Annotated in this window: 17 protein-coding genes; 10 read left to right on the top strand and 7 right to left on the bottom strand. The window is 65.6% G+C overall.

The genetic code is table 11. The features are described from left to right. Positions 1-257: 257 nt before the first annotated feature. The 3 genes from zapE to QAZ47_RS04660 all read right to left on the bottom strand — a co-directional run bounded on the left by zapE (position 258) and on the right by QAZ47_RS04660 (position 2,850). Complete coding sequence (zapE, locus tag QAZ47_RS04670) at positions 258-1,457, bottom strand: cell division protein ZapE (RefSeq protein WP_278232677.1); 1,200 nt, start codon at positions 1,455-1,457, stop codon at positions 258-260. Positions 1,458-1,658: 201 nt separating this feature from the next. After that, on the bottom strand, positions 1,659-2,216 hold the full coding sequence (locus QAZ47_RS04665; RefSeq protein WP_278205820.1) for a protease inhibitor Inh/omp19 family protein: 558 nt from the start codon (positions 2,214-2,216) through the stop codon (positions 1,659-1,661). Positions 2,217-2,406: 190 nt separating this feature from the next. After that, positions 2,407-2,850 (bottom strand): VOC family protein, encoded by a 444-nt coding sequence (locus QAZ47_RS04660; RefSeq protein ID WP_278205819.1) that lies wholly within the window; start codon positions 2,848-2,850, stop codon positions 2,407-2,409. Between the two features lie 129 nt (positions 2,851-2,979). On the opposite strand from QAZ47_RS04660, the gene QAZ47_RS04655 reads away from it, so the two are divergent. The 9 genes from QAZ47_RS04655 (at position 2,980) to QAZ47_RS04615 (ending at position 10,456) form a co-directional block, all read left to right on the top strand. Then, a complete protein-coding gene (locus tag QAZ47_RS04655; RefSeq protein ID WP_278205818.1) occupies positions 2,980-3,990 on the top strand; it encodes an MBL fold metallo-hydrolase in 1,011 nt (336 codons plus the stop codon). 76 nt (positions 3,991-4,066) lie between these two features. Then, positions 4,067-4,228 (top strand): DUF1328 family protein, encoded by a 162-nt coding sequence (locus QAZ47_RS04650; RefSeq protein WP_278205817.1) that lies wholly within the window; start codon positions 4,067-4,069, stop codon positions 4,226-4,228. Positions 4,229-4,340: 112 nt separating this feature from the next. Next, entirely contained in the window at positions 4,341-5,225 is an 885-nt protein-coding gene (gene dapF / locus QAZ47_RS04645; RefSeq protein ID WP_278232676.1) for a diaminopimelate epimerase, read from the top strand. Beyond that, positions 5,225-6,523 (top strand): tRNA (N(6)-L-threonylcarbamoyladenosine(37)-C(2))-methylthiotransferase MtaB, encoded by a 1,299-nt coding sequence (gene mtaB / locus QAZ47_RS04640; protein WP_278232675.1) that lies wholly within the window; start codon positions 5,225-5,227, stop codon positions 6,521-6,523. Before dapF ends, mtaB begins: the two co-directional genes overlap by 1 nt. A gap of 13 nt (positions 6,524-6,536) precedes the next feature. Beyond that, on the top strand, positions 6,537-7,460 hold the full coding sequence (locus QAZ47_RS04635; protein ID WP_278205814.1) for a hypothetical protein: 924 nt from the start codon (positions 6,537-6,539) through the stop codon (positions 7,458-7,460). A gap of 34 nt (positions 7,461-7,494) precedes the next feature. After that, complete coding sequence (gene ftsY / locus QAZ47_RS04630) at positions 7,495-8,475, top strand: signal recognition particle-docking protein FtsY (RefSeq protein ID WP_278205813.1); 981 nt, start codon at positions 7,495-7,497, stop codon at positions 8,473-8,475. Positions 8,476-8,527: 52 nt separating this feature from the next. After that, positions 8,528-9,202 (top strand): septation protein A, encoded by a 675-nt coding sequence (locus tag QAZ47_RS04625; protein WP_278077825.1) that lies wholly within the window; start codon positions 8,528-8,530, stop codon positions 9,200-9,202. 64 nt (positions 9,203-9,266) lie between these two features. Further along, complete coding sequence (locus QAZ47_RS04620; protein WP_278205812.1) at positions 9,267-9,887, top strand: pyridoxamine 5'-phosphate oxidase family protein; 621 nt, start codon at positions 9,267-9,269, stop codon at positions 9,885-9,887. Between the two features lie 32 nt (positions 9,888-9,919). Next, positions 9,920-10,456, top strand: a complete 537-nt coding sequence (locus tag QAZ47_RS04615) for an NADPH-dependent FMN reductase (RefSeq protein ID WP_278205811.1) — start codon at positions 9,920-9,922, stop codon at positions 10,454-10,456. A 187-nt stretch (positions 10,457-10,643) separates the two neighbouring features. Here QAZ47_RS04615 and QAZ47_RS04610 read toward each other — a convergent pair whose 3' ends face one another. Beyond that, entirely contained in the window at positions 10,644-11,564 is a 921-nt protein-coding gene (locus QAZ47_RS04610; RefSeq protein WP_278232674.1) for an SMP-30/gluconolactonase/LRE family protein, read from the bottom strand. 351 nt (positions 11,565-11,915) lie between these two features. On the opposite strand from QAZ47_RS04610, the gene QAZ47_RS04605 reads away from it, so the two are divergent. After that, positions 11,916-12,083, top strand: a complete 168-nt coding sequence (locus QAZ47_RS04605) for a hypothetical protein (protein WP_278205809.1) — start codon at positions 11,916-11,918, stop codon at positions 12,081-12,083. 274 nt (positions 12,084-12,357) lie between these two features. Here the strand turns inward: QAZ47_RS04605 and QAZ47_RS04600 are convergent, their stop codons facing one another. From QAZ47_RS04600 to ccmB, 3 genes are all read right to left on the bottom strand, one after another. Further along, positions 12,358-12,936, bottom strand: coding sequence for a DsbE family thiol:disulfide interchange protein (locus QAZ47_RS04600; protein WP_278205808.1), 579 nt, complete (start codon positions 12,934-12,936; stop codon positions 12,358-12,360). Continuing rightward, a complete protein-coding gene (gene ccmD, locus QAZ47_RS04595; RefSeq protein WP_278077832.1) occupies positions 12,933-13,106 on the bottom strand; it encodes a heme exporter protein CcmD in 174 nt (57 codons plus the stop codon). Before ccmD ends, QAZ47_RS04600 begins: the two co-directional genes overlap by 4 nt. 128 nt (positions 13,107-13,234) lie before the next feature. Further along, positions 13,235-13,900, bottom strand: coding sequence for a heme exporter protein CcmB (ccmB, locus tag QAZ47_RS04590; RefSeq protein ID WP_278077833.1), 666 nt, complete (start codon positions 13,898-13,900; stop codon positions 13,235-13,237). Positions 13,901-14,065 lie beyond the last annotated feature (165 nt).

The following is a 14,065-nucleotide window of genomic DNA, read 5'->3' as shown; positions in this document are numbered from 1 at the left end:
CCTCAACAAGCGTAAGGAGCAAAAAGCAGCACGGCAAAATGGTCAGGACCTGGGTCGAGACACTCCGCCTTCGTCATCGCGATACAAAGCGCGCTAGAATGATTGGAACTCGATCCGCGTAACCCTTGCGGGCCAGCGGTCTTCGAAATCGACCGCACTAAAGGCCGAATACATGACCGCTCCAGACCTGCGCCGTCGTTGCCATTTTGCCTCTTGCCCAAAAGGGGCCGTCCATACATGACGAAGCTAACCCCTATCTACCCCTGCGCCTGCCTTGCCTCTGCCGGCGCCTCAACCTGCCGTCGCTCCGCCCAGCCTTCCAGCCAATCTCGGCTCTGCATTTCGATCAGTCGCGAGGCGGTGCGCTCGAATTCGAACACTTCCGTGCCGCGCTTGGCGGTGTAGAGCCCTTCGGGCGGCGCGTCGGCGCTCATCACCAGCCGCATGCGGTGATCGTAAAGCGTGTCGATCAGCAGGATGAAGCGCTTGGCCTCGTTGCGCTTGCCTTCGCCGAGCACCGGCACATGGTCGATGAAGATCGTCGAGAAGCGGTTGGCGATCGCCAGATAGTCGCGCGCCCCGTGCGGCTTTTCGCAAAGCTCGGCGAAGGAAAAGCGCGCGGCGTCGCCGGCGGCGCGCGGCACGGCGATATGACGCCCTTTTAGCGCGATCGTCGTCTCCGCCGTCGGCCTGCCTTGCGTCATCGCCGTCCAGGCCTCGTCGAGCGCGCGGTCGGCCGCCTCGTCGGCAGGCGTGACATAGACCGGCAGGCGATTGAGCTTTTCCTGCCGGTAGTCCTTTTCGGCATTCAGCGTCAGCACTTCGGCATTGCGTTCGAGCAGGCCGATGAATGGCAGGAAGAGCTGCCGGTTGAGGCCATCCCGATAAAGGTCCTGCGGCGCGACGTTGGAGGTGGCGACCAGCACGACGCCGTTGGCGAACAGGGCCGAGAACAGGCGCGACAGGATCATCGCGTCGGCGATGTCGGTGACGGAAAACTCGTCCAAACACAATACCCAGGCCTCGTCGGCCAGCGCCCGCGCCACCGGCGGGATCGGGTCGTCCTCCTTCACGTCGCCGTTCTTGCGCGCCGCCCGGTGTTTTTGGATGCGGTCCTGCACGTCGGCCATGAAGTCGTTGAAATGGACGCGGCGCTTGCGCCTGACCGGCAGCAGCTCGAAGAACATGTCCATCAGCATGGTCTTGCCGCGCCCGACGCCGCCATGGATGTAAAGGCCCTTGACTGGCTCCCGCGGCTGCCTTTTGCGCGCGAACAGCCAGCCCAGCGCGCTGGATTTCTGCGCCAGCCTTTTTGCCGAGATCTCGTTGGTCAGCCGGTCGAGCGCGGCGACGACACGCTCCTGCGCCGGGTCGCGTCCGACCGCGCCGGTTTCTACCAGGTGGTCATAGCGCTGCCTGACGGTCACATGGGTCTGGAGGCCGTCACGCAGATGCATAGGTCACGTCGTTTGCTCTGAGCGGAATGCTCTAGGGGTGCCAAGGTGCCAAGGGTGTGCTGAGATTCAGGTCAGGCCGAGCCGAGAATGGCGGCTTGCGAGAACCGGAGCGGAGCGTACTTGAAGTACGTGAGCACCGGAAGCGCAGGAGCCCGCCGTTCGCAGGCCGGCATCACCTGAATATCAGCACACCCTATGGCTTTACCTTGTAAGCGAGATCGGCTGCCCGTTGGAAGTCTGGCCGTCGAACTTTTCGCCGCCGGAAGAATAGAGCCTGGCCAGCGCGCCGCCGTTTTCGTCATAGAGCGTGAGCTGCTTGCCGGCGACGTTCCACGACTTGATCCCGTCGATCGGGGCCGGGCAGTGCAGCGGCCCGGCGCGATAGCCGGCGCCGAACTTGGTCTGAGGCGTCGCCACCTTGCAGCCCTGGCCTCCGACGCTGACGTTCCAGACGCCGGCGACGCTGGCCGCGGTCAGGTCCGTGGCGCCCGCGGGCGCGGCGCCGTCCGGCGGCAGCGAGGCGACCTGCGTGTTCTTCGGCGCGGTCGGGAATTGCGACGGGTCGGTGGTGCCCGGAGCGGCCGGCGGCGGCAGTTGGTTCTGCGTCACCGTGCCGGACGGCGCCGGCGTGAGCGGCGCCGGCTGCTGGTCATCCATCGACGAGAAGCGCGAGGTCGAGCAGCCGCTCGCGACGAGCGCGGCCAGCGATACGGCCAAAAGGCCCGTTCTCGAAAAAGTGCGGGTCTTCGAAAAAGTCATTCCAACCTCCGTCGGATCCGGTGGGGGGCGCCGTCCGCGTAAACACTCGCTTCACCAAGATGGCGAAGGTGGCAGAATTTCAACCCGATATGGTTAAAATAGGGTTTTCGGAGCTCGTGTTGCAAATTTATCTCAAGGGTGTCTGCTGCCGGAGACACGCCGGGCGTCTCGGCCGTAACTTATTGAAATTTCAGGCTTGCAGCCGTGCGCTAGGCACGAAGACATAGCCGTCGGGGCCGACGACATAGCATTCGCGCAGGCCATGCGGCTTGTCGATCGAGCCTGCCAGCACGACATGGCCGAGCGCCGCCGCCTTTTCCTCCACCGCATCCGGATCGGCGCCATAGAGGCGCAATTCGATGCCGGCGCCGCGCGTTTCGGCACCGGCAGTCACGCCGGTCATCGGATTGTCGAGATAAGAATGATCGGCATGCAGCATGAGGATCGAGCCCAGCAGCGCGATCGCGGCGAAATCCTCGTCGGCATAGATGATTTCAGCGCCGAGCACATCGCGGAAGAAGGCTTCCATCGCCGCCATGTCGGTGACCAGAAGGTTGACGCCCAGCCCGCGCGGCAGCGAGCGGCCGAAATCCCCGGCCTTCATCCATGGTGTCTTGGTCCGCTTCATCGCCATGGCGCTCGTCCTCCGGTCCCGATCGTAGACCAAGCAATGTTCCGGCCCTTGGCATTCGTCAGCAAAATGCTTGCGCCAGGCGGCGGCATCCTTATTTCAGGAAAAAGCAACAGAGCGGACGGAGAACCGATGGCCGCGGGAAAGAAAGCAGCCAACCGCTACTATAGCGGCCCGCCCAGCGATCATTTCGACGGCGCGCTCTTTTTCAATCCCGACGGCAGGCCGCCCGCGCGCTTCAGCGATTTGCTGAGATGGCAGTTGAGCGGGGCACGCTCGAAATGGCCGGCGGCTTTCCCAAGCCCCTACCGCCAGGCGAAGCCAGACAAAAGGATCGAGGGCGCGGCACTTCGGCTCACCATGGTCGGCCACGCCTCGCTGCTTATCCAGACCGCCGGATTGAACATCCTGACCGACCCGGTCTGGTCGGAGCGCGCCTCGCCCTTCGCCCTCGCCGGGCCGAAGCGAGTCAACGCGCCAGGCGTCGCCTTTTCCGATCTGCCGCCGATCGATCTCGTGCTGGTCAGCCACAACCACTATGACCATCTCGACCTCGCCACGTTGCGACGGTTGAAGCAGAGCCACAATCCGCTGGCGGTCATGCCACTCGGCAATGACGCGATCGTCGGCGCTGCCGTTCCCGACATGCGGCTTTCGACGCATGACTGGAGCGAACGGGTCGAATTCGGCAACGGCGCCGTCATTCACATCGAGCCGGTGCATCACTGGTCGGCGCGCGGCGCGCGCGACCGCCGTATGGCGCTATGGGCGGGCTTCGTGATCGAAACGGCGGGAGGCAAGGTCTATTTCGCCGGCGACACCGGTTTCCACGGCGGGACAAACTACCGCCGGATGGCGGAAAGACACGGCGGCTTCCGGTTGGCCATCCTGCCGATCGGCGCCTACGAGCCGCGCTGGTTCATGGCGCCGCAGCACCAGAACCCGGAGGAAGCCGTCCAGGGCATGAGGCTGTGCAACGCCGCCCATGCCGCCGGCTGCCACTGGGGCACCTTCCAGCTCACCGACGAGCCGATCGAGGAGCCGGCGCAAAGGCTGGCCGAGGCATTGGCCGCCGAGGGCATTTCGCCGGAGCGTTTTCGCGCCATGCGCCCGGGCGAAGTGTGGGATGTGCCGCCCGCGTAGCCCGCTCGGGTAGCGGAACCCGAAACGCATGGCTTGCGTTGCTTCCTTGACACAATTTCGGCAGGGAGCCGGTCTCATGATCAAGTGGATCATCATTCTTCTAATTGTCGCCGCCGCGGCGAGCCTGCTCGGCATGCCGGCGCTTGCCGGCGCCGCCGCCTTGGGCGCGCGGATCCTGATCGGCATCGTGCTGATCCTCTTCCTGCTGCTCGTGCTCGGTGTCTTCGCTGTAACCTAGGCGCGACCTCTTGGTCGTCGCCGGGCGCGGCGTCTCCGTGACCGCGCCGGACTGGTAATTCCCGCCCGTTTCCGCCATATAGCGCGAAACGGACACGGAAATGACGGGATCGATGGCAGGCACCGCCCCCTTCGCCAAGATGAACGGCATCGGCAACGAGATCATCGTTGCCGATATGCGCGGCCGTGCCGACCACGTGACGGCGTCGGCCGCGATCGCGCTCAACGCCGACGCCGCGACCAAGTTCGACCAGATCATGGCGATCCACGATGCGCGGACGCCGGGCACCGCCTACTACATCGACATCCTGAATTCCGACGGCACCAGCGCGCAGGCCTGCGGCAACGGCACGCGCTGTGTGGTACAGGCTTTGGCCGCCGAGACCGGCCTGAAGACATTCACCTTCGAGACCCGCGCCGGCATCCTCAACGCCGAGGAACATGCCGACGGCTCGATCTCGGTCGACATGGGCAAGCCGCGCTTCGGCTGGCAGGAGATCCCGCTCGCCGAGGAATTCCGCGACACCCGCATGATCGAATTGCAGATCGGCCCGATCGACGCGCCGGTGCTGCACTCGCCCTCTGTCGTCTCGATGGGCAATCCGCACGCCATCTTCTGGGTCGACCGCGACGTCTGGTCCTACGAGCTCGACCGCTTCGGCCCGCTGCTCGAGAACCATCCGATCTTTCCCGAGCGCGCCAACATCACCATCGCTCAGGTCACCTCGCCGCAAACCATGATCGTCCGCACCTGGGAGCGCGGCGCGGGTCTCACCAGGGCCTGCGGTTCCGCCGCCTGCGCCGCCGTGGTGGCCGCCGCCCGCACCAAGCGCACCGGCCGCAGCGTGACGCTGATCACGCCGGGCGGCGGCGAACTGCATGTCGAGTGGCGCGACGACGACCACGTCATCCTGACCGGCGCCGCCGAGTGGGAGTTTTCCGGCAGCTTCGACCCCTCGACCGGCGCCTGGGCACGCGACACCGAAAGCGCCGCCTGATGTCCGCTCTCGCCAAAGGTGTCGACGTCGTCACGCTCGGCTGCCGCCTCAACACCTATGAATCCGAGGTGATGCGGCGCGAGGCCGAAAGCGCAGGCCTGGGCGCGCTCCAAGGCGGCGCTGTCATCTTCAACACCTGCGCCGTCACCGCCGAGGCGGTGCGTCAGGCCAAGCAGGCGATCCGCAAGGCCCGCCGCGAGAACCCTGAGGCGCGCATCATCGTCACCGGCTGCGCGGCGCAGACCGAGCCGCAGAACTTCGCCGCCATGGACGAGGTCGACCTCGTCCTCGGCAACGAGGAGAAGCTGAAGGCGAACTCCTACCGTGCGCTGCCCGATTTCGGCGTCAACGACACCGAGAAGGCGCGCGTCAACGACATCTTCTCGGTGCGCGAGACGGCAAGCCATATGGTCGACGCCATCGAGGGCCGGGCGCGTGCCTTCGTGCAGGTGCAGAATGGCTGCGACCATCGCTGCACCTTCTGCATCATCCCCTACGGCCGCGGCAATTCGCGCTCGGTGCCGATGGGCGCCGTGGTCGAGCAGGTCAAGCGGCTGGCCGGCAACGGCTATGCCGAGATCGTGCTCTCCGGCGTCGACATGACCAGTTTTGGCGCTGACCTGCCGGGCAGTCCGAAACTGGGAAAACTGGTGAAGACGATCCTGCGCCAGGTGCCCGATGTGAAACGACTGAGGCTCTCCTCGATCGATTCGATCGAAGCCGACGACGACCTGCTGGATGCGATCGCCACCGAGCCCAGGCTGATGCCGCATCTGCATCTGTCGCTGCAGTCGGGCGACGACATGATCCTGAAGCGCATGAAGCGCCGCCATCTGCGCGATCAGTCGATCCGCTTCTGCGAGGACGTGCGCAAGCTCCGTCCAGGCATCGTCTTCGGCGCCGACATCATCGCCGGCTTCCCGACAGAGACCGAGGCGATGTTCGAAAATTCGGAAAGAATAGTCGAGGAATGCGGCCTCACGCATCTGCACGTCTTCCCGTTTTCCGCGCGCGAAGGCACGCCGGCCGCGCGCATGCCGCAGCTGCGCCGCGAGGTGATCAAGCAGCGCGCCGCCAGGCTGCGCGCCGCCGGCGAAGCCGCCTATCGCCGCCATCTAGCGTCCCTTGCCGGCACCCGCCAGTCGATCCTGGTCGAGCGCGACGGCCTCGGCCGCACCGAAGGTTTTACCCTTGCCGCGATAACCATTGGCGCGCCGGGCGAGATCGTCGAGGCGGTTGTCACCGGCCATGACGGCGCCCGCCTGATCGCGGCTCCCATTGCCGCCCAAGCCGCCTGAGACTGCGAGACGCATGGCTGGTTTCTTCAAGAAGATATTTTCGTTCGGCAGGAAAGAGGTCGTCGAGGAGCGCGTCGACGAGACAGCGCCGCTGCCGCCGATCAAATGGGACGCGCTGGAGGCGCTGAAGCCGGGAGCCGAGCAGGAGCCTGCGCCCCAGCCGGCGCCCGAAGAGCCGAAGCCCGAGCCTACCCCGGGCATCCCGCCGGCGCCGGAGCCGGTTGTTCCCTCCGAGCCGGAACCGCTGCCCGAGCCCAAGCCGGAAGAAGAACCGCAGCCGGCGCCGGGGACACCCGAACCGCCGGCGCCGGAAGAAGTGCCGGTGCCGCCGGCCCGGCCCGAGCCCACACCAGGCCCGGCGCCCGAGCCGAAGCCGCAGGAAATCCCGCCCCCCGCGCCGAGCGAGCCGGACATCGTGCCGTCACGGCCGGAGCGGCAGCCCGAACCGGCGCCGGTCGAAGTGCCGACGCCGCCAAGTGAGGTTCCGACAGAGACGCCGGTGCCTCCTGAAATCCCGCCGTCGACTCCATCCCCGGCGCAGCCAACCTCCGAGGTCAGCGCCGCCCCTCATCCGCCTGCCGGCACCTTCTCCCCGTATAGAGACGGGGAGAAGGATGAGGCGCCAACGCCCGCGCCCCCCTCTCCCCGTCCTTCACGGGGAGAGGGTAAGGGTGAGGGGCAGCGCCAACCTATAGAGGATTCGGCACCGACCCCCGAGACGTCGAAGGAAATTCTGCAGCCTCTTCGCCAGCCGGCGCCGATCGAGCCGCAGCCGGTGCGCGCCGAGATCGCGCCTGAGCCCGAAGCCGCGCCAACGCCCCACCCTCCCCTCGATGGGGAGGGTCGACGCGAAGCGGCGGGGCGGGGTGACAGCGCCGGCGCCGATCACCCCCACCCCCGAGCTGCGCTCGGGACCTCCCCCTCGAGGGGGAGGTAGGGGCGCCCCAAAGCCCGCCCCCTCCGCCGGCAAGGTGACGGTCGCGAAGAAGGTCGAGCAGAAGGCCGAGCCGCAAAAGGCGCCGGAGCCGGCGCCGCGGCGCTCCTGGTTCCAGCGCATGCGGGACGGGCTTGCCCGTTCCTCGCGCGAGCTCACCGGCAACATCGCCGGCGTCTTCACCAAGCGCAAGCTGGACGAAGACACGCTGCAGGATCTGGAGGACGTGCTGATCCGCGCCGACCTCGGCGTCGAGACGGCGCTGCGCGTCACCGATTCACTTGCTTCCAGCCGCTATGGCAAGGACGTGTCCGACTCGGAAGTCCGCGCCGTCATGGCTGCCGAGGTGGAAAAGGTCCTGACGCCGGTCGCCAAGCCGCTCGAGCTCGACCTCAGCCACAAGCCGCATGTCATCCTGGTCGTCGGCGTCAACGGCACCGGCAAGACCACGACCATCGGCAAGCTGGCGGCCAAGCTGACCGAGGGCGGCCTTTCGGTGATGCTGGCGGCCGGCGACACCTTCCGCGCCGCCGCGATCGAGCAGCTCAAGATCTGGGGCGAGCGCACCAAGTCTCCGGTCGTCGCCACCAAGCTCGGCGCCGATGCCGCCGGCCTCGCCTACGACGCCTTCGAAAAGGCGAAGGAGGCCGGCTCCGACGTGCTGATCATCGACACCGCCGGCCGCCTGCAGAACAAGACCGAGCTGATGGCGGAACTGGAAAAGATCGTTCGCGTGCTCGGCAAGCTCGATCCGGAAGCGCCGCACACCGTGCTGCAGACGGTCGACGCCACCACCGGCCAGAATGCGCTGAGCCAGGTCGAGATCTTCCGCAATGTCGCCGGCGTCAACGGCCTGGTGATGACCAAGCTGGACGGCACGGCGCGTGGCGGTATTCTGGTGGCGATCGCCGCCAAGCACAGATTGCCGGTCTATTTCATCGGCGTCGGCGAGCAGGTCGACGACCTCGAACCGTTTTCCGCAAGCGAATTCGCCAGGGCGATCGCCGGCGTGGCTTGAACATGGCGTGATCTGCCTGCTTTTCGGCCAGATCATGCGCAAGAAGGACCTTATGAATATCCTCGAACGCGACCCGTCCGACCCGCGCCGCAAGCCGCTCAATCCCGGCTTGAAGTTCCTGCTCGAGCTGGGACCGGGCCTGGTGTTCTTCTTCACCACCATCCGCGGCGAATGGCTTGCGCAAAAGTTCCCGATCCTTACCCATCTCGGCGAACCGATCCTGATCGCCACCGCATTCTTCATGGTCGCGACGGCCCTCTCGCTCAGCGCGTCCTGGGCGCTGACGCGCAGCCTGCCGCTGATGCCGCTGGTCTCGGCGATCGTCGTCTTCGTGTTCGGCGCGCTTGCCCTGTACCTGCAGGACAAGACCTTCGCCTTCATGAAGCCGACGATCATCAACTCCCTGTTCGGCGTCGCGCTGCTCGGCGGCCTGGTCTTCGGCCGATCGCTGCTTGGCTATGTCTTCGATTCCGCCTTCCAGCTCGACGCGGAAGGCTGGCGCAAGCTGACCTTCCGGTGGGGGCTCTTCTTCCTGTTCCTGGCCGTGCTGAACGAGGTGGTGTGGCGGAATTTCTCCGAGGCCACCTGGCTGTATTTCAAGGTCTGGGGCACGATCCCCATAACCTTGCTCTTCACCTTCAGCCAGATGCCGCTGATCATGCGCCATTCGCTGGAGGAAAAAGCCAAGGACGAGGACAAGGAAAGCAATTCCAGGAAAAGTGTGTAACGGTTGGGCTCGGCGACTCGCCGTAGCCTTCCGTACGGAATTGCGTGAATACAGGGGGACGGGGATGGAATTCCTCACCACGCGCGACGAGCTGAGGACGATCTACAAGACGCCTCGACCGACCGACGGCTCGATCCGCAAGGAACTCAAGGCGCTCGACGGCCACTGCCGCTCCTTCATCGGCAAGAGCCCTTTCGTGCTGGTCGGTTCCTCCGACGGCGACGGCAATGCCGATGTGACGCCGAAAGGCGACAAGCCCGGCTTCACCGCCATCCTCGACAACAGCACCATCGCCATTCCCGACCGCCCGGGCAACAACCGGCTGGACACGCTGGAGAATATCATCCGCAATCCTTCGGTCGGGCTGCTTTTCCTCATTCCCGGCATGAACGAGACGCTGCGCGTCAATGGCGACGCCCGCATCACCGTCGATGCCGGCCTGCGCGAGCGCCTGGCCGTCGACGGCAAGGAGCCGCAGAGCGTCATCGTGGTGACGGTCAAGGCCGCATACATGCATTGCGCCAAGGCCTTCATGCGCTCCGAACTGTGGAAGCCGGAGACCTGGTACGACCGCGCGGGCTTGCCGACGCTCGGCCAGATCATCCGCGACCAGCTGGCGCTGGCCGAGAGCGCCGGCGAGATCGACCGCGAGCTGGACGACGATTACAGGCAGACCATGTGGTAGCATTCGGGGACGACTCACCCCGGCTCATCCCCTTGATCGAGATCCTCGCCATCTCCGGCAGCCTGCGCGCCGCTTCGACCAATTCGGCGCTGATCGCGGCTTTAGCCGCCAACGCGCCCGCGGATCGCCGCGTCGTCGTCTATGGCGGACTTGGCCGGCTGCCGATCTTCAATCCGGACGACGAGGGCGAGCGCACGCCGCGCGAAGCCGCACGTCTGATCGACGCCGTCACCCGCGCCGACGGCCTCATCGTCTCCTGCCCCGAATATGCGCATGGCGTGCCGGGCGGCCTGAAGAACGCTCTCGACTGGCTGGTGTCGCGCGATGCGGCGGTCGGCAAGCCGGCGATGCTGGTGCACGCCTCGCCGCGCTCGCTCTATGCCCGCGCCGCGCTTGCCGAGATCATGCGCACCATGTCGTTCGCGATGTATGAGGAGGAGGCAATGGAGATCGCGCTGCTCGGCAAGAAGCCGCCGGAGGTGGAGGCGATCCTGGCGGAGGCCGAGAACCGGCTGGCGATGCGAAATGCGATCCAGAGTTTCGCGGCGTTTATACGCGGTCAAACATGAGATCGTCATCCTAGGGCGGAGCAAGGAGCGAAGCGACGCAGCGTAGACCCTAGGATCCATGCCGTTACGCTAAGGCATTGCAATGGTTACAGAATTCTGCACCGCTGCATCCGACGTCGAAGGTCACGGCATGGATCCTCGGGTCAAGCCCGAGGATGACGAACGAAAGGACGCAACTGCAGCAGCCTCAATACGTCTTCGCTCCGTTCACCATCAGCCGGACCATGTAGAGCGAGGTGGTGCCGGCGATGTAGAGGCAGTTGCGCTTGGCGCCGCCGAACACGCAATTGGCGGTCACCTCCGGCACCTTGACCTTGCCGATCAGCGTGCCGTCCGGATCGTAGCAGTGGATGCCGTCGGCCGCGCTCGTCCAGATGCGTCCGGCATCGTCGAGCCTGAAACCGTCGAACAGGCCGGCCGTGCAGTCGGCGAACACCTTGCCGCCCGAGACCTTCTTTCCGCCCTCGCCGACATTGAATACCCGCATATGCGCAGGGTTCTCGGCCCCATGCGTGCGGCCGGTGTCGGCGACATAGAGCAGGCTTTCATCGAGCGAGAAGGCGAGCCCGTTCGGCCTGACCATGTCGGTGATGACGGCCTCGACCTCGCCCGTGCCGGGATCGACGCGGTAGACATAGCAGGCGCCGATCTCGCTCTCGGCCTTGTCGCCTTCATAATCGGTGTCTATGCCGTAGGTCGGGTCGGTGAACCAGATCGAGCCGTCGGACTTCACCACCACGTCGTTGGGCGAGTTCAGCCGCTTGCCCTTCCATGTGTCGGCTACGGTGGTGACCGAGCCATCATGCTCGGTGCGGCTGACGCGGCGGCCCGAATGCTCGCAGGTCACCAGCCGCCCTTCCCGGTCGACGGTGTTGCCGTTGGAATTGCCCGAGGGCTGGCGAAAGACGCTGACGCTGCCGTCGGTCTCGTCATAGCGCAGCATGCGGTTGTTGGGGATGTCGGACCAGACGACATAGCGGCCGGCCGCGAACCAGGCCGGGCCTTCCGCCCACCGGCACCCGGTGAACAGCTTCTCAACCTGCGCGCCGCCATTGAACAGCCGCGCGAAGCGTGGATCGAGAATTTCGTAATAGTCGGCGGCCGCCATGCTTTCCTCCCGGCATTCACGTGCGCATGGCCCCGAAAGTCGGAATCGATTTTCGGAAAGGGACCATGCTCAAAGTCAAAGTGCTACAGCGTTCTTTGCGCGTCCGGAAGGACGCTCGACGCTGTAGGGAGATCAAGACAGCAGGAGGACGCAAAGGCAAGATCGATGATTGCCTTCACCACATCATGAACGCCGCGCACGGCATTAGGATCGGGTTAACCGGCTATGCGCTGGCTGCAATGGTGCATTGCAACATCTTTCTTTTGCAACGCACCATTCCTATGTCATGCTCGCAATCGATCAGGGAGGAACAAACCCGCCGCGTGAATGCGGCAGCAAAGGAACCTCGTCATGATCTTCGACAACATCGTCGCCCGCGCCCGCACCAACATCGCCAAGCGCCGCCAGTACAACCGTCTCGTCGCCGAAATCGAGAACCTGTCGAGCCGTGATCTCGCCGATCTGCGCGCCGACCGCTCCGAGATGCTCTACCAGATCCGCAAGCAGATCTACGGCTGAGTTTTAGGCGGCCGGGTGCGGTCTGTGACGTTCGTCATCCTTGGGCGTAGCGACGCGAAGCGGAGCGAAGACCCAAGGATCCATGCCGTGACTTTCGAGCGTCGCAGCGGTGCAGAAAGCCTATTTGCCGTAGTCCGTGATTTCGCGTACTAGCCAAGCTTTTATTCTGGGCGGTCGCATTCCTCGATCAACGCCACGGCATGGATTCTAGGGTCTGCGCTGCGTCGCTTCGCTCCTTGCTTCGCCCTAGAATGACGACGTAAGGGGGGTCGCCTCAGCCCGGCGCAGCCAGCGCCTTCTCGATCTGCGGCAACAACAGCGTCTTTGCAGAGTCGGGCGTCAGCGGCCCGACATGCTTGTAGGCGATTTTGCCGTTCTTGCCGATGACGAAGGTCTCCGGCACACCGTAGACGCCCCAGTCGATCGCCGCGCGCCCGGCCGGATCGACGCCGATCGCCTGGTACGGGTTGCCGAGATCGCCGAGGAAGCGGCGGGCATTCTCCGGCTGGTCCTTATAGTTCAGCGCCGCAAGCGTGAAGCGCTTGTCCTGCGACAATGCCAAGAGCACCGGATGTTCTTCCCGGCACGGCGCGCACCATGACGCGAAGACGTTGACCAGCGTCACCTTGCCGGCGAAGGCTTTTGAATCGAGACCCGGCAGGTTCGACCCTTCGAGCGGCGGCAGGTTCGTCTGCGGGGCCGGCAGGCCGATCAGGGCCGAGGGGATTTCCGACTCGTCACGGCCGGACAGGAGCTGCGACAGGAACAGCCCGGCCAGCCCAAGGAAAACCAGCAGCGGCAAAATCACGAACAGGCGGCGACGAGGGGCCGGTGTTTGGGTTTCGGTGCTCACGGCTTCGTCGTCCCGGCCTTGTCCGAACGGCGCCGTACGCCCGCGGCCTCGAGCGCGGCGAGTTCGCGCTTGCGCGCTCGCTGGTCGAGCAGGATCCAGCCGATCAGCCCGACCAGCACGATCGCCGTGATGGCATAGGCCGCGGTGACATAGAGGGCGTGCGCGCTCATGTCCGCGTACCCGTGTGCGTGCCTTCCGCGCCTGCGACGCCAATCCGTTCGATCATGCCTTCCCTTAACCCTGCAGCGCAGGCCGCGCAATCAGCCGCCGCGCCGCAGTTGAAAACGTCCTTCCGGCCTCAATCCGTCCCGTGACGCAGTGCCAGCGCGGCCGCCAGCGGCCCAACCACGGCAAGAAACAGCGTCAGCGCGGCAACAATGAGGAAGGGCTGCAGGAACGGCGCCGGATCGGCCACAGCGCCGTAGCTCGCCGAGACGCCGAAGATCAGCACCGGGATGGTGAGCGGCAGCACCAGCACGGAGATCAAGAGCCCGCCGCGCGGCAGCGCCACTGCGACCGCGGCGCCCGCGGCGCCGATGAAGGTGATGGCCGGCGTGCCGACGAGCAGCGTCAGCGCCGTGGCGCCGATCCCAAGCGGCTCCATGTTCATGAAGAGGCCGAGCAAGGGCGCCGCGATCACCAGCGGCAGTACGCTGCCCATCCAGTGCGCCAGGCACTTGGTCAGCACCGTCAGCGCCAGCATGTGGCGGTCGCTGTTGAGCACGAGCAGATCGAGCGAGCCATCCTCGCGGTCGGCCTGGAACAGGCGATCGAGGCCGAGCAGGCAGGCGAGCAAGGCCGCGATCCACAGGATCGCCGGGCCGATGCGGGACAGAAGGTTGAGGTCGGGCCCGACGCCGAACGGGATGGTGGCGATCACCGCCAGGAAGAAGATGACGCCGATCAGCGCCCCGCCGCCAGCGCGGATGGAAAGGCGGATATCGCGCAGGAAGAGGGCTAGCATGATTTGAGATGTCTCCGCCCGGGCACCCCCCTCTGGCCTGCCGGCCATCTCCCCCTCAAGGGGGGAGATTGGATGTCACCCCGGCCTTCGCCAATCTCCAACGTAGCAAGGCTAGCGCGGCGCCCGAACTGTCGATCTCCCCCCTTGAGGGGGAGATGGCCGGCA

The organism is Mesorhizobium sp. WSM4904, assembly GCF_029674545.1.
Taxonomy (GTDB): Bacteria; Pseudomonadota; Alphaproteobacteria; order Rhizobiales; family Rhizobiaceae; genus Mesorhizobium.
Note: the sequence above shows the minus strand (reverse complement) of the source record. Positions and strands in the feature narration are given on the sequence as shown.

Bases quoted from the DNA above. Each gene is read 5' to 3' on its own strand.
- zapE (WP_278232677.1), bottom strand. From the start codon at position 1,457: ATGCATCTGCGTGACGGCCTCCAGACCCATGTGACCGTCAGGCAGCGC.
- QAZ47_RS04665 (WP_278205820.1), bottom strand. From the start codon at position 2,216: ATGACTTTTTCGAAGACCCGCACTTTTTCGAGAACGGGCCTTTTGGCC.
- QAZ47_RS04660 (WP_278205819.1), bottom strand. From the start codon at position 2,850: ATGGCGATGAAGCGGACCAAGACACCATGGATGAAGGCCGGGGATTTC.
- QAZ47_RS04655 (WP_278205818.1), top strand. From the start codon at position 2,980: ATGGCCGCGGGAAAGAAAGCAGCCAACCGCTACTATAGCGGCCCGCCC.
- QAZ47_RS04650 (WP_278205817.1), top strand. From the start codon at position 4,067: ATGATCAAGTGGATCATCATTCTTCTAATTGTCGCCGCCGCGGCGAGC.
- dapF (WP_278232676.1), top strand. From the start codon at position 4,341: ATGGCAGGCACCGCCCCCTTCGCCAAGATGAACGGCATCGGCAACGAG.
- mtaB (WP_278232675.1), top strand. From the start codon at position 5,225: ATGTCCGCTCTCGCCAAAGGTGTCGACGTCGTCACGCTCGGCTGCCGC.
- QAZ47_RS04635 (WP_278205814.1), top strand. From the start codon at position 6,537: ATGGCTGGTTTCTTCAAGAAGATATTTTCGTTCGGCAGGAAAGAGGTC.
- QAZ47_RS04625 (WP_278077825.1), top strand. From the start codon at position 8,528: ATGAATATCCTCGAACGCGACCCGTCCGACCCGCGCCGCAAGCCGCTC.
- QAZ47_RS04620 (WP_278205812.1), top strand. From the start codon at position 9,267: ATGGAATTCCTCACCACGCGCGACGAGCTGAGGACGATCTACAAGACG.
- QAZ47_RS04610 (WP_278232674.1), bottom strand. From the start codon at position 11,564: ATGGCGGCCGCCGACTATTACGAAATTCTCGATCCACGCTTCGCGCGG.
- QAZ47_RS04605 (WP_278205809.1), top strand. From the start codon at position 11,916: ATGATCTTCGACAACATCGTCGCCCGCGCCCGCACCAACATCGCCAAG.
- ccmD (WP_278077832.1), bottom strand. From the start codon at position 13,106: ATGAGCGCGCACGCCCTCTATGTCACCGCGGCCTATGCCATCACGGCG.
- ccmB (WP_278077833.1), bottom strand. From the start codon at position 13,900: ATGCTAGCCCTCTTCCTGCGCGATATCCGCCTTTCCATCCGCGCTGGC.